General features: G+C 70.4%; 17 protein-coding genes. 6 read left to right on the forward strand and 11 right to left on the reverse strand.

Going from position 1 to position 19954, the window contains the following annotated elements; all coding sequences use genetic code 11:
- Positions 1-7: 7 nt before the first annotated feature.
- From H537_RS0109145 to hpaH, 4 genes are read right to left on the reverse strand one after another with little or no spacing between them, the layout of a single operon-like run.
- Positions 8-1003: a Bug family tripartite tricarboxylate transporter substrate binding protein gene (locus H537_RS0109145; RefSeq protein ID WP_028997670.1), complete on the reverse strand. Its 996-nt coding sequence runs from the start codon at positions 1001-1003 to the stop codon at positions 8-10.
- Positions 1000-2445, reverse strand: coding sequence for an FAD-binding oxidoreductase (locus tag H537_RS0109150; protein WP_028997671.1), 1446 nt, complete (start codon positions 2443-2445; stop codon positions 1000-1002). Before H537_RS0109150 ends, H537_RS0109145 begins: the two co-directional genes overlap by 4 nt.
- 14 nt (positions 2446-2459) lie before the next feature.
- Positions 2460-3260: a 4-hydroxy-2-oxoheptanedioate aldolase gene (hpaI, locus tag H537_RS0109155; protein ID WP_028997672.1), complete on the reverse strand. Its 801-nt coding sequence runs from the start codon at positions 3258-3260 to the stop codon at positions 2460-2462.
- Entirely contained in the window at positions 3260-4063 is an 804-nt protein-coding gene (gene hpaH / locus H537_RS0109160) for a 2-oxo-hept-4-ene-1,7-dioate hydratase (protein ID WP_028997673.1), read from the reverse strand. Before hpaH ends, hpaI begins: the two co-directional genes overlap by 1 nt.
- A gap of 131 nt (positions 4064-4194) precedes the next feature.
- Here hpaH and H537_RS0109165 point away from each other — a divergent pair, with 131 nt between their 5' ends.
- Positions 4195-5130 carry a LysR family transcriptional regulator gene (locus H537_RS0109165; RefSeq protein WP_028997674.1) on the forward strand — a complete coding sequence of 312 codons (936 nt, stop codon included), beginning with the start codon at positions 4195-4197 and terminating at the stop codon, positions 5128-5130.
- Positions 5131-5340: 210 nt separating this feature from the next.
- On the opposite strand, the gene H537_RS0109170 is transcribed toward H537_RS0109165, so the two are convergent.
- From H537_RS0109170 to H537_RS42010, 5 genes are read right to left on the reverse strand one after another with little or no spacing between them, the layout of a single operon-like run.
- Positions 5341-6234 (reverse strand): SphA family protein, encoded by an 894-nt coding sequence (locus tag H537_RS0109170; RefSeq protein ID WP_028997675.1) that lies wholly within the window; start codon positions 6232-6234, stop codon positions 5341-5343.
- A gap of 14 nt (positions 6235-6248) precedes the next feature.
- Positions 6249-7700: an aldehyde dehydrogenase gene (locus tag H537_RS0109175; RefSeq protein WP_028997676.1), complete on the reverse strand. Its 1452-nt coding sequence runs from the start codon at positions 7698-7700 to the stop codon at positions 6249-6251.
- A gap of 25 nt (positions 7701-7725) precedes the next feature.
- A complete protein-coding gene (locus tag H537_RS0109180; RefSeq protein ID WP_028997677.1) occupies positions 7726-9276 on the reverse strand; it encodes an FAD-binding oxidoreductase in 1551 nt (516 codons plus the stop codon).
- A 23-nt stretch (positions 9277-9299) separates the two neighbouring features.
- On the reverse strand, positions 9300-9827 hold the full coding sequence (locus tag H537_RS0109185) for a hypothetical protein (protein ID WP_028997678.1): 528 nt from the start codon (positions 9825-9827) through the stop codon (positions 9300-9302).
- The gene (locus H537_RS42010; protein ID WP_084150545.1) at positions 9824-10171 is read right to left on the reverse strand and encodes a c-type cytochrome; all 348 of its coding nucleotides are present in this window, start codon (positions 10169-10171) and stop codon (positions 9824-9826) included. Before H537_RS42010 ends, H537_RS0109185 begins: the two co-directional genes overlap by 4 nt.
- Positions 10172-10413: 242 nt before the next feature.
- On the opposite strand from H537_RS42010, the gene H537_RS0109195 reads away from it, so the two are divergent.
- The 4 genes from H537_RS0109195 to H537_RS0109210 all read left to right on the forward strand — a co-directional run bounded on the left by H537_RS0109195 (position 10414) and on the right by H537_RS0109210 (position 16283).
- Complete coding sequence (locus tag H537_RS0109195; RefSeq protein WP_028997679.1) at positions 10414-12129, forward strand: sigma-54-dependent Fis family transcriptional regulator; 1716 nt, start codon at positions 10414-10416, stop codon at positions 12127-12129.
- Between the two features lie 269 nt (positions 12130-12398).
- Entirely contained in the window at positions 12399-13853 is a 1455-nt protein-coding gene (gene aspA / locus H537_RS0109200; RefSeq protein WP_051242237.1) for an aspartate ammonia-lyase, read from the forward strand.
- A 223-nt stretch (positions 13854-14076) separates the two neighbouring features.
- The gene (locus H537_RS0109205; protein WP_156901566.1) at positions 14077-15381 is read left to right on the forward strand and encodes a dicarboxylate/amino acid:cation symporter; all 1305 of its coding nucleotides are present in this window, start codon (positions 14077-14079) and stop codon (positions 15379-15381) included.
- 47 nt (positions 15382-15428) lie between these two features.
- Entirely contained in the window at positions 15429-16283 is an 855-nt protein-coding gene (locus H537_RS0109210; protein ID WP_028997682.1) for an aldo/keto reductase, read from the forward strand.
- A 63-nt stretch (positions 16284-16346) separates the two neighbouring features.
- Here H537_RS0109210 and H537_RS56495 read toward each other — a convergent pair whose 3' ends face one another.
- Positions 16347-18017: a methyl-accepting chemotaxis protein gene (locus H537_RS56495; protein ID WP_084150546.1), complete on the reverse strand. Its 1671-nt coding sequence runs from the start codon at positions 18015-18017 to the stop codon at positions 16347-16349.
- A gap of 211 nt (positions 18018-18228) precedes the next feature.
- Here H537_RS56495 and H537_RS0109220 point away from each other — a divergent pair, with 211 nt between their 5' ends.
- On the forward strand, positions 18229-18807 hold the full coding sequence (locus tag H537_RS0109220) for a cupin domain-containing protein (RefSeq protein ID WP_084150547.1): 579 nt from the start codon (positions 18229-18231) through the stop codon (positions 18805-18807).
- Positions 18808-19068: 261 nt separating this feature from the next.
- Here H537_RS0109220 and H537_RS0109225 read toward each other — a convergent pair whose 3' ends face one another.
- A complete protein-coding gene (locus H537_RS0109225) occupies positions 19069-19953 on the reverse strand; it encodes a LysR family transcriptional regulator (RefSeq protein ID WP_028997684.1) in 885 nt (294 codons plus the stop codon).
- Position 19954: the final 1 nt, after the last annotated feature.

Here is a 19954-nt window from a genome sequence, read left to right on the forward strand (position 1 = left end):
GAGGTCCTCAGGCGTCGGCGGTGAAGCCGATGGTCTTGATCAGCGGCGCCCAGCGCTCGGTGTCCTTCTTCAGCAGGGCCGCCAGCTCGGCGGGCGTCGAGCCCTTGGCTTCGAGCCCCATCTGCGCCAGCGCGGCCACCAGGTCCGGCGCACCCAGCGCCTTGCGCACGGCCACCGAGAGCCGCTCGACGACGTCCTGCGGCGTCCTGGCCGGCACGAACACGCCGAACCACTCGTCGTACACGATGTCCTTGAAGCCCTGCTCGACGAAAGTCGGCGCGTTGGGCGCGAAGCGGCTGCGCGTGGGGCCGGAGGTGGCGAGCAGCCGGACCTTGCCGGCAGCCAGGTGCTGCATGAACTCGCCCACGGGACCGCAGGCAGCGGCGAGCTGGCCGCCGATCACGTCCATGATCGCGGGCTGCGAGCCGCGGTAGGGCACGTGCTTGAGATCCACGCCCGCGGCCCGGCCGAACAGCTCGCCCACGAAGTGCGGCACCGAGCCCGCGGCGGGGCTGCCGAAGTTGGCGTCCCTGCCGTTGGCCTTGCACCAGGCCGCGAAGTCCGAGAGGCTGCGCACCGATTCCGGCACCAGCGGGCCCACGGCGAAGCCGAAGTCCAGCCGCACGATCTGCGAGACCGGCGCGAAGTCGGTCATCGGGGCATAAGGCAGCTTCTTGTAGGTGTGCGGGTAGATGCCCAGCATGGACATGGGCGACACCGCCAGGGTCAGCCCGTCCGCCGGTGCCACCTTGAGCGCCGACAGCGCGATCTGCCCGCCCGCGCCGGTGCGGTTCTCCACCACCACGGCCTTGGCCGCCACGTCCCGCAGCTTCTCGGCCAGGCGTCGGGCGGTCACGTCGATGGTGCCGCCGGCCGCGAAACCGGCGAACAGCCGGGCCGTGTCGGGCAGCGGCTGCGCACGGGCGGCCGTGGCCAGCAGGGACAGGCCGCCACCCGCAGCGACTGCGGTGGCACCCAGGAATTGACGTCGTTGCATGCTCATCGCATGGTCTCCAGGTCTTGGTTGTCTTGGGCAGGCAAAAGCTTGCCGGGGTTCATGAGGTTCAAGGGATCGAGCGCGGCCTTGATGGCGCGCATGAGCTTCATTTCGACGGCGGACTTGTAGCGGGCCGCCTCGTCGCGCCGCAGCACGCCGAGGCCGTGCTCGGCCGAGATCGAGCCGCCCGCGGCCACCACCGCGTCGTGCACCAGGCGGTTGACGCTTCCCTCCAGCGCCACGAACGCGGCTTCGTGCACCTTGCCCAGCCGGTCCTCGGCGGGCGAGAGGTTGAAGTGCAGGTTGCCGTCGCCCAGGTGCCCGAACACCACCAGCCGCACGCCGTCAAAGCGGGCTTCGATCTCGCGGCTGGTCGCTTCGACGAACCCGGCGATGCGCGAGATCGGCAGCGCGATGTCGTGCTTGATGGTCTTGCCTTCGGCACCCTGCGACTCGGAGATGTCCTCGCGCAGCGCCCACAGCGCGCGCAGCTGCGCCAGGCTGGACGACAGCGCCGCGTCCGTGGCCAGCTCCTGTTCCAGCGCAACTTCCAGCAGCGACTCCAGCCCGGCGGCCGCCTGCGCCTCGCTCACCGGGTCGCTGACCTCGATGAGCACGTACCACGGCGAGCGCTCGCCCAGCGGCAGCCGTGCCGCGTCCACGTGCTTCTCCACCAGCGTGATGCAGGCGTCGCTCATCAGCTCGAAGGCCGTGAGCGTGGAGGCCAGATGCGACTGCGCCAGCTGCAGCAGCTGCACGGCCACCGCCGGCGACGGCACTGCGACGAAGGCCACCGCCTGGCCAGCGGGGCGAGGGAAGAGTTTCAGCGTCGCGGCCGTGATGATGCCCAGCGTGCCCTCGCTGCCGATGAAGAGGTCGCGCAGGTCGTAGCCGGTGTTGTCCTTGCGCAGCGCGCGCAGGCCGTTCCAGATCTCGCCTTCCGGCGTCACCACTTCCAGGCCGAGACACAGCTCGCGCGCGTTGCCCCAGCGCAGCACCTGCACGCCGCCGGCGTTGCTCGCGAGGTTGCCGCCGATGGTGCAGGTGCCCTGCGCCGCCAGGCTCAACGGAAAGAGCCGCCCGGCCTGTTCCGCCGCTTCCTGCACCTGCCGCAGCGTCACGCCGGCCTCGACCTCCAGCGTGTTGTTGAGCGCGTCCACCGCACGCACGCGGGTGAGCCGCGTGAGCGACAGCACCAGCGCCGCGCCGGAGGCATCGGGCGTGGAGCCGCCCGACAGCCCCGTGTTGCCGCCTTGCGGCACCACCGGCACGCGATGCTGGTGGCACCAGCGCAGCACGGCGGCCACGTCCTGCGTGGTGTCGGGCTGGGCCACGGCCAGGGCGCGGCCGGTCCACTTGCCGCGCCAGTCGGTGAGGAAGGGCGCCATGTCGGCGGCCTCGGTGTGCAGCCGGCCGCTGAAGGCGGTGCGCAGCGTCGAGAGGTTCATGGCAGTCGCTCCCATCAGTAGCCGCCGCCGGAGGCAGTGCTCACCGGTGCCGGCTTGAAGCGCGTTGCCAGGTCGCGCGTGGCGCGCGCCAGCAGCGTGGTGTCCACGCCCACGGCGACAAAGCGGGCGCCGAGATGGATGCAGTGGCGGGCGAACGCTTCGTCGGTGGCCAGGATGCCGGGCGCCTTGCCGGTGGCCACGATGCGGCCGATGGCCTGGTCGATCGCCGCGCGCACCTCGGGGTGGCCGGGCTGTCCCAGGTAGCCCATGGAGGCGGACAGGTCCGCCGGCCCGATGAACACGCCGTCCACGCCCTCCACCGCCGCGATCTCGTCGAGGCGCTGCAGCGCCTCGACGGTTTCCACCTGCACCAGCAGGCAGGCGCGCTCGTTGGCCTCCTGCAGGTACTGCGGGTACGCGCTCCAGCGCGAGGAGCGGGCCAGCCCGCTGCCCACGCCGCGCACGCCGGCGGGCGGGTAGCGCATGGCGCGAACCAGCGCGCGAGCCTGGCTGGCGCTCTCTACCATCGGCACCAGCAGCGTCGTCGCGCCGATCTCCATGACCTGCTTGATCAGCGCGGTGTCGCCCTGCGGAACGCGCACCACCGGGTGCGACGGGTACGGCGCCACGGCCTGCAGCGCGGCGAGCGTGGAGCGCAGGTCGTTGGGGCCGTGCTCGCCGTCGATGAGCAGCCAGTCGAAGCCGGCGGTCGCGCACAGCTCGGCCGCATACGGATCGGCCAGGCCCAGCCACAGGCCGACCTGTGCGCCGGGTTGGGCGATGGCCCGCTTGAACAGGTTGTCCGGCGTGCGCATCAGACGAACCTCACCGAGATCGAGCCCAGCGGGCCGTAGTCGGCATGGAAGGCGTCGCCGGCGGCGCAGGGCACCGGCCGCGTGAAGGAGCCGCCCAGCACGATCTCGCCGGCGGCCAGCCCCTCGTCGTAGGCACCGAGCTTGTTGGCCAGCCAGGCCACGCCGTTGGCCGGATGGTTGAGCACGGCGGCGCCCAGGCCGGACTCCTCGATGACGCCGTTCTTGTAGAGCAGCGCGCCGGCCCAGCGCCAGTCCACCGCGTCGGGCTTCATGGGACGGCCCCCCAGCACGATGGCGGCATTGGCGGCGTTGTCCGCGATGGTGTCGAGCACCTTGCGCGGCGCCTTGGTCTCGCGGTCGAACTGATCGATGCGCGCGTCGATCAGCTCCAGCGCCGGCACGACGTAGTCGGTGGCGTTGAGCACGTCGAACAGCGTCACGCCCGGCCCCTTCAGGGGCTTGGCCAGGATGAATGCGAACTCAACCTCGAAGCGCGGCACGATGAAGCGCGCGGCTTCCACCTCGCTGCCGTCGCGCAGCAGCATGTCGTCGAGCAGCGTGCCGTAGTCGGGCTCGGCGATCTGCGAGGCCAGCTGCATCGCGCGCGAGGTCAGACCGATCTTGTGGCCGATGACGCGGCGCCCTTGCGCATGCTTGAGCTTCATCCAGGCACGCTGGATGGCGTAGCTGTCCTCGATCGTCATGCCGGGATGGCGCTTCGAGAACTGCTCGACCTGCTGGCGGGTGCGCTCGGACTGGTGCAGCTCCTGCGCCAGCGCAGCGTGAACGGACGAGTCAAGCATGGGTTTTCGTCTCCATGCAGGCCACGGCGGCCTGCCCTGTGTGTTGATGCAGCGCAAGTGTCCCGGCCGGCATTAGCAACAACAAGCAATCTATTTCGTACAGTCATCAAGCACCGCTTGATAATCCAGCCATGGCCCTGACCCGATTCACCCTGCGCCAGCTGGAGGCGTTCGCTGCGGTGGCCGAGCTGCACAGCTTCAGGAGCGCCGCCGAGCGCATGGCGCTCACGACCCAGGCCGTGAGCCAGCTCGTGGCCGAGCTCGAAGCCGTGCTGGGCTTCCGCCTCTTCGACCGCACCACCCGCCGCGTCGCGCTCACCAGCGCCGGGCGCGACTTCCTGGGCTCCGTGCAGACGGTGCTGCGCCACGTGCACGACGCCGAGACGGCCGCCGACGACGTGCGCCAGCGCGCGGCCGGCCTGGTGCGCGTGGGCGCGCCGATGGTCCTGGCGAGCACCGCCCTGCCGGCCGCGATACGCGCCTATGCGGCGCAGCGGCCCAAGGTGGTGGTGCGCATCCGCGACCTGCCGGTGGACCACCTGATCGACAGCGTGGCGTCGGGCGACGTGGACTTCGCGGTGGGTCCGGACCGGACCGGCGGGCCTCAAGTCAGCAGCCTGGCGCTGTTCGACAGCCCGTGGGTGTTGTGGTGCTCGGCCGAGCACGCGCTGGCGGAACAGAAACGCGTGCGCTGGGCCGACCTGCGCGACCACGCCCTCGTGGCCGCGGGCCGCGACCACGAGCTGAGCGTGTCGCAGATGCGCGTAAGCGCGCCGGAAGACTCCCGCATCACGCCGGTGGACGTGGTGGACAACATTTCCACGGCGCTCGGCATTGCCGCGCAAGGCTTGGCCGCGACGCTGGCCCCGGCCTACGTCGGCGTGATGGCCAGCACGCTGGGGCTGGTGATGAAGCGGGTGGTCGAACCGGAGACCGTGCGCAAGGTGTGCCTGTACCGGCCGCAGGCGCGCACGCTGTCGCCCGCGGCCGAAGGCTTTGCCGAGTACCTGGCGGATTGGCTGCGCCAGTGGAGCAAAGGCGGCGTGACGGCGCACGCTGCGGCTTGACGATGGAGGCCTGCACCCAGCCACTGCCCGGGCCGAAGAAGGCCGAAGCGTCTATGCAGTACCAATGTTTGATGCCGATTCAAGGAATCCCGTCACACCCGCGAAGGCGCGTGTCCACGAACTCCGGGCGGCATCCCGCTTAGCGTGGATACCCGCCTGCGCGGGCATGACGGGATGACTTCACTGGCAGTCGTGAACTGAACGCTTCAGTCAGAACGCCGCTACCAGCGACGCCCGCAGCAGCGAGCCCTTGGGCTCGGCCGCCGTGCCAGCCTCGACCCGGTACTCCTTGTAAGCCGCCCCCTTGAGCAGCAGCCCCGGGCGAACCGCGTAGACCAGCTCCGCACCGACGGCGTGGCGGCCGGCCTTGTGCGTGCTCGCACCCGGGCCGCTGTCCTCGCCGAGCTGCCACTGGTCGTAGCCGACGATGCCCGCCTGCCAGCCACCGAACTGCTTGCCCACGCCCCATTCCAGCGTGAGCTGGTTGCCCGGGCGCAGGCCCGCGTCGGTGCGGCTGTTGCGCTCGAAACGGTTGAGCGCCGAGGCGGAGATCGTCTTGGCCTCGTCCAGGTAGACCGTCACGCCGCCGGTGAGCATCGTGGAGCGGTAGCCCTTGCCCGGCGAGGCCGGGTGGTCGTGGTTGCCGGTGTCCAGCCACACGCCCGCCGCCGCTACGGCATCCCAGCGTGGGCCGTGCCAGCCCAGCACCAGCGGGCCGACGTAGACGTCGCCCACGCCGGAGCGGCGGTCCGACACCCCGGCCGCGCCGATGTCCAGCGAGGTCCGCGTCACGGGGATGATGGTCTCGAAGCCGTAATCCGCCCCCAGCAGCTTGGCCGAGGTGATCCTGACAAAGCGGTTGGCCAGCGCGGTGACCTTGCCGCTGTTGCTGCCAGGCAGCTTCGAGTCCGTGCCCGGGGCGCGGAAGTTGTCGATGTCGTAGCGGACCGCGTAGCCCAGGTAGTAGTTGCCGGGCGGCGGCACGCTGGAGCCCTGCAGCCCTTCGACGCCGGCCACGTAATGGCCGCCGGCATGGGCCGCGCCCTGCGCAAGCAGCGCGCACAGGCCTGCCGCGGCCAGCGCCGCGTGGTGTTTCTTCAGCATGTTCATGGCTGGTCTCAGAACGGGTAGTGGCGCTCGGTGGTCTGCACGGTGATCCAGCGCAGGTCCGTGAAGGCCTCGATGCCGGCACGGCCGCCGAAGTGGCCGTAGCCCGACTCCTTGACGCCGCCAAAGGGCATCTGCGCCTCGTCGTGCACCGTGGGCGCGTTGATGTGGCAGATACCGGACTGGATGCGCCGGGCCACGTTCCAGGCCTGGGCGACGTCGCGGCTGAACACCGCGGCCGACAGCCCGAAGGGGTTGTCGTTGGCGCAGGCGATGGCGGCCTCGGTGCCCTCCACGCGCACGATGCCCTTGACCGGCCCGAAGCTCTCCTCGTGGTAGATCGCCATCTCGGCCGTCACGTGGTCCAGCAGCGTCGCGGGCATGAGCGTGGTCTCGGCCTTGCCGCCGCACAGCAGCTTCGCGCCCTTGGCCAGCGCGTCGTCGATGAGCGCGTTGCAGCGCTCGACGGTGCCCCTGTCCACCACCGAGCCCAGCACCACCGGGCCCTGGCGTGGGTCGCCCAGCGGCAGGCTCTGCGCCTTGGCTTTCAGCTTCTCGACGAAGGCGTCGGCAATGGCGGCGTCCACGATGATGCGCTCGGTGGACATGCAGATCTGGCCCGAGTTGGCGAAGGCGCCGAAGGCGGCGCCATTGACGGCAGCGTCCAGGTCGGCGTCGGCCAGCACCAGCAGCGGCGCCTTGCCGCCCAGCTCCAGCACGGCGGGCTTGAGGTGCTTCGCGCACAAGGCCGCAATGATCTTGCCTACGCGCGTGGAGCCGGTGAAGTTCACGCGGCGCACAGCCGGGTGCGCCACCATCGCTTCCACCACGGCGCCGGCGTCGGCCGGGGCGTTGGTGACGAAGTTCACCACGCCCGGCGGCAGCCCGGCCTCCTGCAGCGCCTCGATGATCAGGCCATGCGTGGCCGGCGACAGCTCCGAGCCCTTGAGCACCACGGTGTTGCCGCAGGCCAGCGGCGTGGCGATGGCACGCACGCCGAGGATCACCGGCGCGTTCCAGGGCGCGATGCCCAGCACCACGCCGGCGGGCTGGCGCACCGCCATGGCCAGGCTGCCCGGCACGTTGGAGGGGATCACTTCGCCGCTGATCTGCGTGGTCAGCGACGCGGCCTCCTGCAGCATGCCGGCGGCCACGTGCACGTTGAAGCCCGACCACAGCGCCGATCCGCCCGTTTCGGACGCAACGGCCTGAGCGAAGGCGTCGGCCTTGGATTCGAGAGCGGCAGCGGCCTTGAGCAGCAGCCCGCGGCGCTCGCCCGGGCCCATCCCGGACCAGGCCGGGAAGGCCTTCTGCGCGGCCTCGACCGCGCGCACCGCGTCGGCCGGCGTGGCGGCCGGGGCGCGGGTGGCGACCTCGTTGTCCAGCGGATTGCGGCGCTCGAAGGTCGCGCCGCCGGTGGCGGCCACGCGCTCGCCGCCGATGAGCATGGAAATGGTGTTCATGGGTGTCTCCCTCTCGGTGGCGGCGTCAGATGCGGATGCCCGACTTGCCCGGGGCCAGGATGCCGTTGGGGTCCAGCGCGCGCTTGATGCGGCGCTCCACGTCGCGCTTGACCGGGCCGTAGGTCTTGGCCACGCGCTCCTGGAACGCGGTGTTCACGCGGTACACGCCATAGCCCTGCTTCTCGAACTCGTCGAGCAGTTCGTTGAAGCAGGCGTTGGCGCGCTGGGTTTCCTCGGGGTTGGATCGGTCGTAGAGCACGTCGATGACGTGGTGCATGTCGCGCCAGCCGACGATGAACTCGCCCACGTAGTCCAGGCCGTGCTTGTTGAGGATGCGCGAGGCCAGCTCCACCTGCTTGCCGCACTCGCTGCCGCGGGCCTGGCTGACCGGGGCGAACCACATCGAGCCGCCGCCCCCGCGCCAGTTGTAGAGCCCGAACTCCTGCAGGTTGGGCACGCCCGACATCAGCTCGGCGCGGTACTTGAAGGGCTGCGTACCGCCGGCCTCCTCCTCGGTGATGAGCGTGCCCTTGCCGGCGGCCTTCACCACCTGGGTGATGATCTTCCAGTTCACGTCCACCTGCTCCTGCGTGCCGTAGAGCGCGGCGTAAACGTTCCAGGCGCCCAGGCCCTTGTCCTTCTTGATCTTGTCGATCACGGCCTGCGGCGTGGCGCCGGGCGTCTGGATGTAGTCGGCGCGGCGCACATTGGCACCGCCCGCCTCCCACAGCGTGCCGGCGATCACCACGGCGTTGGGGATGACCTGCGCGATGCGCAGCGGGCGCAGCATCTCGACGATGTCGCCGATGTCCGTCTCGTTCTCGAACTTGATCGCGAAGGGCTTGAACACCGGCGGCTTGGGCATCAGCCAGAAGCCCATCTTCGTGCAGATGCCGTAGTTGCTCTGCGTGAACATGCCGTCCAGCGTCGGCCCGTAGCCCCACTTGAACACCTGCCAGGCCTTGTCGCCCGGGATGCTGCCCATGCCGGTGCGCAGCACCTGGCCGTCGGCCAGCACCACCTCCATGCCGCACTGCATGAGGAAATGCTCGCCGTAGGGCGTGTAGCCCACGCCGCGGTCCATGGTGTTGCCCACCGGGCCGGCAATGGCCGAGGGCGCCGGGAACGACAGCATCAGCGGCAGCTTCTTTTCCTGGATGTAGTCGTAGAGCTGCTGGTAAGTCACGCCGGGCTCGACCAGCGCGGTGCACAGCTCCGGGTCCACGTGCAGGATCTTGTTCATGCGCCGCAGGTCCAGCACCACCTGGCCGCGCTCGCCCGGGGCGGCGGAGCCGTAGCCGAAGTTGCGGCCGGTGGAGATGGTCCAGACCGGGATGCGGTGCTCGTTGCACACGCGCACCACCGCCTGCACCTCCTCCACCGAGGAAGCCAGCAGCACTGCGGACGGGGCGTGCAGCTTCTCGTCCACGGCCATCATGACCTTCATGTAGGGCGCCAAATGCTCGGCCTTGGTGAGCACGTGCTGCTCGCCCAGGATGGCGGTGAACTTGCGGATGGCGGCGTCGAGGTCGCGCTCGCTGCGGCCCTTGGGCAGGGCCACGTACTTGTCAGCCATGGGATGTCTCCGTTGTCGTGGGTTCAGATCAGGCAGGCCAGCGCCACGCAGGGCAGGCCCGCGGACGCGGCAGCCGTGGCGGGCAGCGACTGGCCCTGGGCCAGCGCCTGGCCGATGGCGCGGGCGGCTTCGGCGCCGGCTGCCGTGAGCGGCAGGCGCAGCGGCTCGTAGGCCTCCACCTGGGCGCCCTGGGCGCGCAACAGGTCCAGCGCCAGCGTGGCGCCGGCGTCGTCCAGCAGCGCCACCACGCGCCGCGGCGCGGCGTCGCCGTCCAGCCGGCGCGTGAGGTGCGCCAGCGAGGGCGCGTCCAGGCCCAGGCGGGCCAGCGGCTCGCGCCCGGCGCCCTGCCTCCGCACGGCCTGGGCCACGCCGTCGAGGAAGGCCTCGTCCAGCGCGCCGCCGCCCAGCAGCGGCAGCACGCGTGCAGGCACGGTGGAAGCGGCGGCAGCCGGTGCCTGCGCAACGGCTTCGGCCGGGGCGGCCGAGACGCGCAGGCCCGCCAGCGAGGCGGTGGCGGCCAGGGCCTGGAGCACGGAGCGGCGGCCGTTCATTGCTGGGCTCCTTTCGCGGCCCGGGCCGGCGTCGCGGCCAGGTACTCGCCCAGCGCCTGCAGCGTGGTGTCGTCGATGTCCGAGATGCGGAAGGCCGGCATGGCGTTGCGGCCGCTGCGTGCCATCGCCACGTAGAAGGCCGCGGGCAGGTTGCGGCCGGTGATCACGGGGCCGAGGCCGGTGTCGTGGCAGCGCGCGCACACCTGCGCGTAGAAGCGCTGGGCGCGGGCCTGCGTCTCGGTCGAGGGGGCAGTCGCGGGTGCGGGCTGCGCGAGCACGCTGCCGCCGAGCAGCAGGCCCAGCAAGGGAAGCAGGCGGTGCCCGCGGGGAAAGCGTCGATCCATGGAGGTCTCCGGTTCGGCACGAAGGCGCACATCACCGGGGCCCGGCGCTGTCTCCTTCGTGTTGTGAATGGCCGGTCGTTGCTGCCGGTCTCGACGCTTCATTCGCAAGCACGGTGCCAGTCCACCCGCTTGCCTGCACTTCCTTGTGAATCAAGCACTTGGCTCGAAGCAAGGTCCTCCGGACTTGATCAATCCGGGTTTGCTTGATCACTTTTTGATCATCAAATAGTTAGCATGCTGAGATGAAAACCGCTTCTCCCCGTCTCACGCTGAGCCAGTTGCGGCCCGGCGATGCGCTCACCGATGCGGACCTGGACGCCGGCGCCAGCCCCACCGTGCGCGAGCTGTCGGAGAGCCTGCGTTTCTCGCCCGGCGACGGCCGCATCTGGCTGGAGGACCAGCGCATGCTGCTGCTGCGCGCCAGCACCTACGGCATGTTGCGGCGCGAGCTGATTGCCAGCACCGGCCAGGCGCAGGCGCGCTCGCTGTTCACGCGCGTGGGCTACAGCGCCGGCGCGCGCGACGCGGGCCTGGTGCGGCGCAACTGGCCCGACGGCAACCCCGCCAACGCCTTCGAGGCCGGCCCGCGCATGCACGCGCTCTCGGGCATGGTGCGGCCGCAGACGCTGCGCTTCGAGTTCGACATCGCGCGGGGCGAGTTCCATTCCGAGCACCTGTGGTTCGACTCGGTGGAGGACGACGAGCACATCGCCGCCTTCGGCATCGGCACCGAGCCCGCGTGCTGGATGCTGGTGGGCTACGCCAGCGGCTACGCAAGCGCCTTCATGGGCAAGCGGGTGCTGTTCCGCGAGGTGGAGTGCCGCTCCATGGGCCACGAGCTCTGCCGCATCGTGGGCAAGCCGGCGGATCAGTGGGACGACGCCGAGGAAGACTTGCGCTTCTTCGAGCCCGAGGCCTCGGCGCAGGACGTGCGGCGCCGGCTGCAGGTGGCGGCCCGGCCCGAGTTGCCCGAGGCCGTGACGCAGGCCGAGCGCGAGGGCGAGCCCATCGGCATCTCGGCGGCCTTCAGCGCCGCGCGCCACCTCATCGAGCGCGTGGCGCCCACCACGGCCACCGTGCTCTTCACCGGTGCCTCGGGCGTGGGCAAGGAACTCTTCGCGCGCACGCTGCACCGCATCAGCCCGCGCCACGGCCAACCCTTCGTCGCGCTCAACTGCGCGGCCATTCCCGATTCGCTGATCGAGGCCGAGCTTTTCGGCGTGGAGCGCGGCGCCTTCACCGGTGCCAACGCCTCGCGGCCCGGGCGCTTCGAGCGCGCGCAGCGCGGCACGCTGTTCCTGGACGAGGTCGCGTCGCTGAGCCTGGTGGCGCAAGGCAAGCTCTTGCGCGCGCTGCAGGAGCGCGTGATCGAGCGCGTGGGCGGCACGCGCGAGATTGCGGTGGACGTGCGCGTGGTGGCGGCCAGCAACGTGGACCTGCGCCAGGAAGTGGCCGCCGGCCGCTTCCGCGAGGACCTGCTGTTCCGCCTCAACGTGTTCCCGATCCAGCTGCCGCCGCTCAAGGAGCGGCGCGACGACATCCCGCTGCTGATGGAGGCCTTCCTGCGCCGCTACGGCGCGCTGCACGGGCGCCGGGTGCCGGGCTTCACGCCGCGCGCGGTGCGCACGCTGGTGCAGTACGAGTTCCCGGGCAACGTGCGCGAGCTGCAGAACCTGGTGGAGCGGGCGGTGATCCTGGCCAACCCGGACGAGCCGATCGACGTGCACCACCTCTTCCGCAGCGGCGAGGCGCCGGGCCCCGGCCTGGGGCTGGACGAGTCCGGCCGCCTCACCACCGCGGCGCAGCCACAGACGCCCAAGCCGGCCACCGATGCGAACAAGGCCCGCTACGCGCAGGTGCTGCAGGACGCCCGCTACAACGTGGCCGAGGCCGCGCGCGTGCTGGGCCTGACGCGGCCCCAGATGGCGTACCGGCTCAGGAAGCTCGGGCTGCTGTGAGGCCACCCACCTAGGGAAAGTACCAAGTCCGCGCAGCGCCCTCGGCGAGGCGCTGCGGTCGGGGGCTTTGCGCGTCCTGCGCATGTCATGCGCGCCGCGCAAGCCCTCATGCGCGCCGCGCATGGGCGCGTGCGCCATGCATGAGGCCCCGCCGCATCGTCATTGGACGCTCCAGGGGGCGGTTCCTAAGCTCACGGTCATGGATTGAGCAACGAAAACGCGCAGCGGTTCCGCTGCGGCGAAGCCCGGACTCTCCCCCCTTACAAGCCATGAGCAACCTCGCCATCGACACCGCAACCACCGCTGCCGCCCTCGTCACCCGCATCGAGCACGACCTGCTGGGCGAGCGCGCGGTACCGGCCCAGGCCTATTACGGCGTGCACACGCTGCGGGCCGTGGAGAACTTCCCCATCACCGGCACGGCCATCTCCATCTATCCCGACCTGATCCACGCGCTGGCCTGCATCAAGGAAGCCGCCGCGCGCGCCAACCAGGACCTGGGCCTGCTCGACGCCACGCACGCCGACGCCATCGCCCGCGCCTGCCGCGAGCTGCGCGAGGGCCGGCTGCACGAGCACTTCGTGGTGGACGTGATCCAGGGCGGCGCGGGCACCTCGACCAACATGAACGCCAACGAGGTGATCGCCAACCGCGCGCTGGAGCTGCTGGGCCATGCCAAGGGCGAGTACCAGCACCTGCATCCCAACGACCACGTCAACCTCAGCCAGAGCACCAACGACGTGTACCCGACGGCGCTGCGCCTGGCGGCGCACTTCGGCATCCAGCGCCTGCTGGACGCGATGGCCGTGCTGCGCCGCGCCTTCGAGCGCAAGGCGCAGGAGTTCGGCGACGTGCTCAAGATGGGCCGCACGCAGCTGCAGGACGCGGTGCCCATGACGCTGGGCCAGGAGTTCTCCACCTACGCCACCATGCTGGGCGAGGACGAGCAGCGGCTGCGCGAGGCGGTGCTGCTGATGCACGAGATCAACCTCGGCGGCACGGCCATCGGCACCGGCATCACGGCGCATCCGGAGTACGCGGCCCGCGTGCGCGAGCACCTGGCGGCCGTGACGGGCCTGCCGCTGCTGACCGCGCCCAACCTGGTCGAGGCCACGCAGGACTGCGGCGCCTTCGTGCAGCTCTCGGGCGTGCTCAAGCGCGTGGCGGTAAAGCTGTCCAAGACCTGCAACGACCTGCGGCTGCTCTCCAGCGGCCCGCGCGCCGGCCTGGGCGAGATCAACCTGCCGGCGATGCAGGCGGGCTCGTCGATCATGCCGGGCAAGGTGAACCCGGTGATCCCGGAGGTGGTGAACCAGATCGCCTTCGAGGTGATCGGCAACGACCTGACGGTGAGCTTCGCCGCCGAGGGGGGTCAGCTGCAGCTCAACGCCTTCGAGCCGGTCATTGCCCACAGCCTGTTCAAGAGCGTGAACCACCTGCGCAACGGCTGCCTGACGCTGGCCGAGCGCTGCGTGGACGGCATCACCGCCAACCGCGAGCACCTGGCGGCCACGGTGCGCGACTCCATCGGCGTCGTCACCGCCCTGAACCCCTACATCGGCTACAAGCAGGCCACCGCCGTGGCGCGCGAGGCCCACGCCACGGGCGGCAGCGTCTACCGCATCGTGCTGGAGAAGGGGCTGCTGACGCAGGCCCAGCTCGACCACGTGCTGCGGCCCGAGGCGCTGACCACGCCGCAGGTGTTCGAGCTGACGGGGCGTTGAGACCACCGCGCACTTGAAACGGCCTGACAGCGGCCGTGAGCTGGAACGCCTCGCCTGTTGACTCGTCATTCCCGCGAAGGCGGGAATGACGAAGCAGAGCGCGGCGCGCTTCGGCTCACGGCCAACGCCCGGCCATTTGCGTCATTCAACGGTGCTTCCCTGCGTCGCACCCATACAGAAGCCCGGCTTCGACCGGACTCACCTCTCCGGAGACACCCTTCCCATGAAGAAAATGAACCCCCTGGTGCGCCAGATCATGGTGGCCATGGTCCTGGGCGTGGCCGTCGGCTGGGCGTGCCACGCCTGGGCTGCCGACGCCGCCGCGGCCAAGGACATCGCGCGCTACTTCGGCATCGCCACCGACATCTTCCTGCGCATGATCAAGATGATCGTGGCGCCGCTGGTCTTCGCCACGCTGGTGGCCGGCGTCGCCAGCATGGGCGACGTGAAGATGGTCGGCCGCGTCGGCACCAAGGCGCTCACCTGGTTCGTCACGGCCTCGCTGGTGTCGCTGGGCCTGGGCCTGGTGTCGGTGAACCTGCTGCAGCCCGGCGCCGGCCTCGCCCTGCCCCTGCCCGATGCGGGCAGCAGCACCGGCTTGAAGACCTCGGCGCTCAACCTGGCCGACTTCATCACGCAGGTGTTCCCCACCAGCATCGCGCAGGCCATGGCGGGCAACGCGATCCTGCAGATCCTGGTGTTCTCGCTGTTCTTCGGCTTCGCCATCGCCGCGCTGCCGCGCGACGCCACGGCCACGACCACGCGCTTCGTCGACGAGCTGGTGAGCATCATGCTCAAGCTCACCGACTTCGTCATGAAGTTCGCGCCGGTGGGCGTGTTCGCCGCCATCGCCTCCGTGATCACCACGCAAGGCCTGGGCGTGCTGTGGACCTACGGCAAGTTCATCGGCGGCTTCTACGCCGGCCTGGCGCTGCTGTGGCTGGTCATGGTGCTGGTCGGGACGCTGGTGCTGGGCCCGACGGCCATGAAGCAGCTGCTGCGCCTGCTGCGCGAGCCGGTGCTGATCGCCTTCTCCACCGCCAGCAGCGAGTCGGCCTACCCGAAGATGCTGGAGCAACTGGAGCGCTTCGGCGTGCGCCGCCGCATCGCCAGCTTCGTGCTGCCGCTGGGCTACTCCTTCAACCTGGACGGCTCGATGATGTACCAGGCCTTCGCCGCGATCTTCGTCGCGCAGGCCTTCGGCATCGAGATGTCGCTCACCACGCAGATCACGATGCTGCTGGTGCTGATGGTGTCGAGCAAGGGCATCGCCGGCGTGCCGCGCGCCTCGCTGGTGGTGGTGGCCGCGGTGCTGCCGATGTTCGGGCTGCCCGAGGCGGGGCTGCTGCTGATCATGGGCATCGACCAGTTCCTGGACATGGGCCGCACCGCCACCAACGTCATCGGCAACGGCATCGCCACCGCGATCGTGGCCAAGTGGGAAGGCCAGGAGTCCACGGCCGAGGACGAGGCCGGGGAAGCCCCGCAGGCCGCCCCGGCCGTCGGCACCCAGCCGCTGGCTGGCTGAAGCCGGGCCGCTAGGATCGGGCCGGTTGCAACCCGCAGGAGAGCTCCATGCGCACTGTCCCGCTTCCCAACGGCACTGCCCTGCCCGCCCTGGGCCTGGGCACCTGGCACACCGGCGAGTCCCAGCGCAGCCGCGCGGCGGAGGTGAAGGCGGTGCGCTTGGCCATCGAGCTGGGCGTGCGCCTGTTCGACACGGCCGAGATGTACGGCGAAGGTGGCGCCGAGGAGATGCTGGGCCAGGCCGTGGCCGAGGCGCTGCGCGCCGGCGACGTGCGGCGCGAGGAGCTGACCATCGTCAGCAAGGTCTATCCGCACAACGCCAGCCTCAAGGGCCTGCCGCAGGCCTGCGAGCGCAGCCTGCAGCGCCTGGGTCTGGAGCGCCTCGACCTGTACCTGCTGCACTGGCCCGGCTCGCACCCGCTGCGCGACACGGTCGCGGCCTTCGAGGCGCTGCAGGCGCGCGGGCGCATCACGCAGTGGGGCGTGAGCAACTTCGACACCGACGACATGAAGGCGCTGTGGCGCGTGCCCGGCGGCGAGGCCTGCGCGGTGAACCAGGTCTACTACTCGCTGTCGCAGCGCGGCATCGAGTTCGACCTGGTGCCGTGGCAGCGCGCGCACCGGGTGCCGCTGATGGCCTACTGCCCCATCGACCAGGGTGCGCTGGCGCTGGAGCCCGAGCTGCAGAGCCTGGCGCAGCGCATGGGTGCCACGCCCGCGCAGCTTGCGCTGGCGTGGCTGCTGCAGCGGGGCGACGTGATCGCCATCCCCAAGGCCGTGCGCGAGGCGCACCTGCGCGAGAACGTGGCTGCCGCAACCATCGAGCTGGATGCGGCGACCCTGGCAGAGTTGGATGCGCTGTTCCCACCGCCGGAGGGGAAGGAGGCGCTGGCGATCGTGTGAGCGCAACGGCGCGCGCATGAAAAAGGGGCGCCTCGCGGCGCCCCTTCAAGTTTCAACGGGACTTCAGGCCACCACCACCGAGCCGGAGCGCGCGGCCTGGGCGCGTGCGTTGTCGATCACCTGCCGCGCCAGCTCCTGCGGCCCGGACGAGGGCGGGCCGCCGGCGCCACCGGCGAAGGAAGGCGCGCCGCCCACGTTGAACACCGAGACCACCTGCGCCAGGCGCTGGGCCTGGTCCTGCAGCGAGCGGGCCGCGGCGGCCGACTCCTCCACCAGCGCCGCGTTCTGCTGCGTGACATTGTCGAGGTGGCTCACCGCCGAGTTGATCTGCCCGATGCCGTCGCGCTGCTCGCTGGCCGCCGCGGCGATGTCGCCGATGAGGTCGGCCACGCGCTGCACGCCGGTGACGATCTCCTTCATCACCTCGCCCGTCTGGGACACCAGGGCGCTGCCGGCGTTCACGTTGTCCACCGAGGAGCCGATGAGCGTCTTGATCTCCTTGGCCGCCGCGGCGCTGCGCTGCGCCAGGCCGCGCACCTCGCCGGCCACCACCGCGAAGCCGCGGCCATGCTCGCCGGCGCGCGCGGCTTCCACCGCCGCGTTCAGCGCCAGGATGTTGGTCTGGAACGCGATGCCGTCGATGGTGCCGATGATGTCGGCAATGCGGCGCGACGAGTCGCTGATGCGCCCCATGCTGGCCACCACCTGCTCCACCACCTGGCCGCCGCGCCCGGCGGACTCGGCCGCGGCGCTGGCGAGCTGGTTGGCTTGGCGCGCGGTGTCGGCCGCCTGGGTCACGGTGGCGGTGATCTCCTCCATCGAGCTGGCGGTCTGCTGCAGGTTGCTCGCCATCTGCTCGGTGCGCGCCGACAGGTCATGGTTGCCGTGCGAGATCTCGGCCGAGGCCGCCGACACCGATTCCACGCCATGGCGCACCTCGGTGACGATGCCCCGCAGCTGCCCGGACATCGCGCCGATGGCGTTCATGAGCAGCCCCAGCTCGTCGCGGCGGTCCACTTGCGGCCGCCGCGTGAGGTCGCCCCCGGCGATGGCCTGCGCCACCTGCACCGCCTCGTGCAGCGGGTGCGTGATCGAATAGACCATCCAGGCCACGCCGGCCACGCTCACGACGAGCATGCCGGCCATGAGCAACCAGCCGATCTGCTCCACGCGCGTGGCGTGCGCCAGCGTCTCGGCCTTGGCCTCGTCGCGTAGCCGCTGCTGCAGCGTCACATATTCGTCGATCTGGCGCACATATTCGGCAGCCCGCGGCTTGAGCTGCTCCTCCACCAGCGCCAGCATCACCGCGCTTTCGCCGCTGTCGCGCACTTCACCGACCTTGCGCACGATTTCCAGCGTCGCCTTGCGCGCCTGCGCCACTTTCTCCAGCGCCTGCTTTTCCACCTCGGTGTCTGCGGCTTCGGTAACGCTCTTTTGCAGCTCGGTCACCGCGGCAATGATTTCCTTCACGCGCGGCGCCAGTGTTTCATTGAGCAGCGGCTCGGAGCTGATGGCGCGCACCAGCACGCCCTGCACGCCGGCGTCCGTGAGGCCCTTCCAGCGCAGCGCCATGCTGATGCGCCGGTCGTGTTCCTCGACCTTTTCCAGGGCGTGGTGCAGCGCTCCCTTGGTCAGGCTCTGGATGCCGATGCCGGCCGCGATCAGCGCCACCAGGGCCATCAGGGAAAAGGCCCAGAGCCGTTTGGCTACTGAAATATTGTTGAGAAATTTCATTTCGGGAATATTTGCTCGCTGAAGCCGTTGAAATACTGAGTCGTTACTGCACCCTCCCTTTCGGCTGGAGCGCGGGCTTTTGAAGCACTAACGCCTGAACCTCGGGAAAACCTCTAATCAAGTTGGCGCAATATGTGGCCCGCCCGGCCGAAATTGTTCCTTCCGGGACCAAAGCGCTGCAGGGGATCCTGATCTGGATCAGGATGGAGGCATGAATACCTCCTCTTCAAGCCCCAGCCGGGCCACCTCCGCACAAGTTCCTGAAACCGCCGCGGACGCCGCTTCCACGGGGCCGAGCGCGAGCGCCCCGGCGTTGCAGGCCGACACCCGCGTCGCCTGGGTGGCCGCCGAGGCCCCCGAGCGCGCCAAGGCGTCGAACTATCCGCCGCCCTTCGCGGCGCTGATGGCCGGGCGCAGCAAGCGCCCGCTGGGCGACCTGTTCGGCTTGAGCAACTTCGGCGTCAACCTCACGACGCTGCAGCCCGGGGCCCAGTCCGCGCTGCGGCATGCCCACAGCCGGCAGGACGAGTTCATCTACATCCTGCAGGGCAACCCGATGCTGCACACCGATGCCGGCGCAACGCCACTGGCGCCCGGCATGTGCGCGGGCTTCCGGGCCGGCAGCGGCGATGCGCACCACCTCGTCAACCCGGGTCCCGAGGAAGTGGTCTACCTGGAGATCGGCGACCGCAGCGCGGGCGACAGCGCCACCTACCCGGACGACGACCTGCGCGCCGAGAAAGTGGAAGGCGGCTGGCGCTTCCTTCACAAGGACGGCACGCCGTATTGATGCATGCCGTCGGGCCGCTGGCGGCCCTGAACGGCACCGCGGCGCCGGGATGCGGCGCCGCGGTCCTTGCCGGGGAAAGAAAAAGGGCGGCAGCCTGGGCTGCGCGGACCGAGGAAAAGCGGCAAGGAATAGTCGGAGGAGTCCACCCGGTCCGCGAGTCGCCCTGCAACTGGTGCGGGGCCGGCGCCGCGTCAGCGAGCGCCGTTGAAGACATGTTGCAGCCGAAGAATTAGGCGAGGCTTAGGAGACCCCCTCCCAGCGCTACGCCGTGCGTTCCCTGAAGCCCCGGACGGTCTCCAGCATGGCGGCCAGCAGCGGTGAGGGCTCACCGCGCAGGTAGAAGCAGTGCAGCTCCATGAAGGCCTCCACGCGCGAGTGCAGCGGCCGGTAGGTGATGCCGGGGAAGCGCACGTTGCTCATCGAGTCCGGCACGAGGGTGACGCCCAGGCCCGCCGCGGCCAGCAGCGTGGCCGTGACGACGTCGCTGGCCGGCGGCGCCAGGCGCGGCTCGAAGCCATGCGCGCGGCACAGCTGCAGCGACATCGCCGCGATGGACGGCGACGTGCCGATGAGCATCGTCTCGTCGCGCAGCGCCGACACGTCCACGTGCTCCTGTGCCGCCAGCGGATGCCCTTCGGCCATGCCCAGCAGCAAGGGTTCGCGCGCAACCAGTTCCACCTCGATGTCGCTTTCCTCCGGCAGCATGCGCTCGAACACCAGGTGCACCCGCCCCTGGCGCAGCGCTGGCAGCTGCGCCGGGGTCTGCGCGTAATGCAGCACCAGCTCCACGTCCGGGTGCCGGGCGCGGAAGGCTGAAAGCACCTCCGGCACCAGGCCGAACATCGCCGAGCCGTACACGCCCACGTCCAGGCGCCCGGCCTGGCCCAGTCCCGCGCGCTGCGCGCGCTCCGCCGCCTGCGACACCAGGGTGCGGATGTTCTGCGCGTCGCGCAGCAGCTCCTCACCGGCCTGCGTCAGCTCCATGCCGCGCGGCGTGCGCCTGAAGAGCTGCACGCCCAGTTCCGCTTCGAGCTGCTGGATCTGCCGCGTGAGCGGCGGCTGCGACAGGTGCAGCCGCTCCGCCGCCCGGCCCAGGTGCCGGGTCTCGGCCACGGCGATGAAGTAGTTCAGCTGCCTCAAGTCCATC

This window comes from Azohydromonas australica DSM 1124, from assembly GCF_000430725.1.
Taxonomy (GTDB): Bacteria; Pseudomonadota; Gammaproteobacteria; order Burkholderiales; family Burkholderiaceae_C; genus Azohydromonas; species Azohydromonas australica.

Bases quoted from the DNA above. Each gene is read 5' to 3' on its own strand.
- H537_RS0109145 (WP_028997670.1), bottom strand. From the start codon at position 1,003: ATGAGCATGCAACGACGTCAATTCCTGGGTGCCACCGCAGTCGCTGCG.
- H537_RS0109150 (WP_028997671.1), bottom strand. From the start codon at position 2,445: ATGAACCTCTCGACGCTGCGCACCGCCTTCAGCGGCCGGCTGCACACC.
- hpaI (WP_028997672.1), bottom strand. From the start codon at position 3,260: ATGCGCACGCCGGACAACCTGTTCAAGCGGGCCATCGCCCAACCCGGC.
- hpaH (WP_028997673.1), bottom strand. From the start codon at position 4,063: ATGCTTGACTCGTCCGTTCACGCTGCGCTGGCGCAGGAGCTGCACCAG.
- H537_RS0109165 (WP_028997674.1), top strand. From the start codon at position 4,195: ATGGCCCTGACCCGATTCACCCTGCGCCAGCTGGAGGCGTTCGCTGCG.
- H537_RS0109170 (WP_028997675.1), bottom strand. From the start codon at position 6,234: ATGCTGAAGAAACACCACGCGGCGCTGGCCGCGGCAGGCCTGTGCGCG.
- H537_RS0109175 (WP_028997676.1), bottom strand. From the start codon at position 7,700: ATGAACACCATTTCCATGCTCATCGGCGGCGAGCGCGTGGCCGCCACC.
- H537_RS0109180 (WP_028997677.1), bottom strand. From the start codon at position 9,276: ATGGCTGACAAGTACGTGGCCCTGCCCAAGGGCCGCAGCGAGCGCGAC.
- H537_RS0109185 (WP_028997678.1), bottom strand. From the start codon at position 9,827: ATGAACGGCCGCCGCTCCGTGCTCCAGGCCCTGGCCGCCACCGCCTCG.
- H537_RS42010 (WP_084150545.1), bottom strand. From the start codon at position 10,171: ATGGATCGACGCTTTCCCCGCGGGCACCGCCTGCTTCCCTTGCTGGGC.
- H537_RS0109195 (WP_028997679.1), top strand. From the start codon at position 10,414: ATGAAAACCGCTTCTCCCCGTCTCACGCTGAGCCAGTTGCGGCCCGGC.
- aspA (WP_051242237.1), top strand. From the start codon at position 12,399: ATGAGCAACCTCGCCATCGACACCGCAACCACCGCTGCCGCCCTCGTC.
- H537_RS0109205 (WP_156901566.1), top strand. From the start codon at position 14,077: ATGAAGAAAATGAACCCCCTGGTGCGCCAGATCATGGTGGCCATGGTC.
- H537_RS0109210 (WP_028997682.1), top strand. From the start codon at position 15,429: ATGCGCACTGTCCCGCTTCCCAACGGCACTGCCCTGCCCGCCCTGGGC.
- H537_RS56495 (WP_084150546.1), bottom strand. From the start codon at position 18,017: ATGAAATTTCTCAACAATATTTCAGTAGCCAAACGGCTCTGGGCCTTT.
- H537_RS0109220 (WP_084150547.1), top strand. From the start codon at position 18,229: ATGAATACCTCCTCTTCAAGCCCCAGCCGGGCCACCTCCGCACAAGTT.
- H537_RS0109225 (WP_028997684.1), bottom strand. From the start codon at position 19,953: ATGGACTTGAGGCAGCTGAACTACTTCATCGCCGTGGCCGAGACCCGG.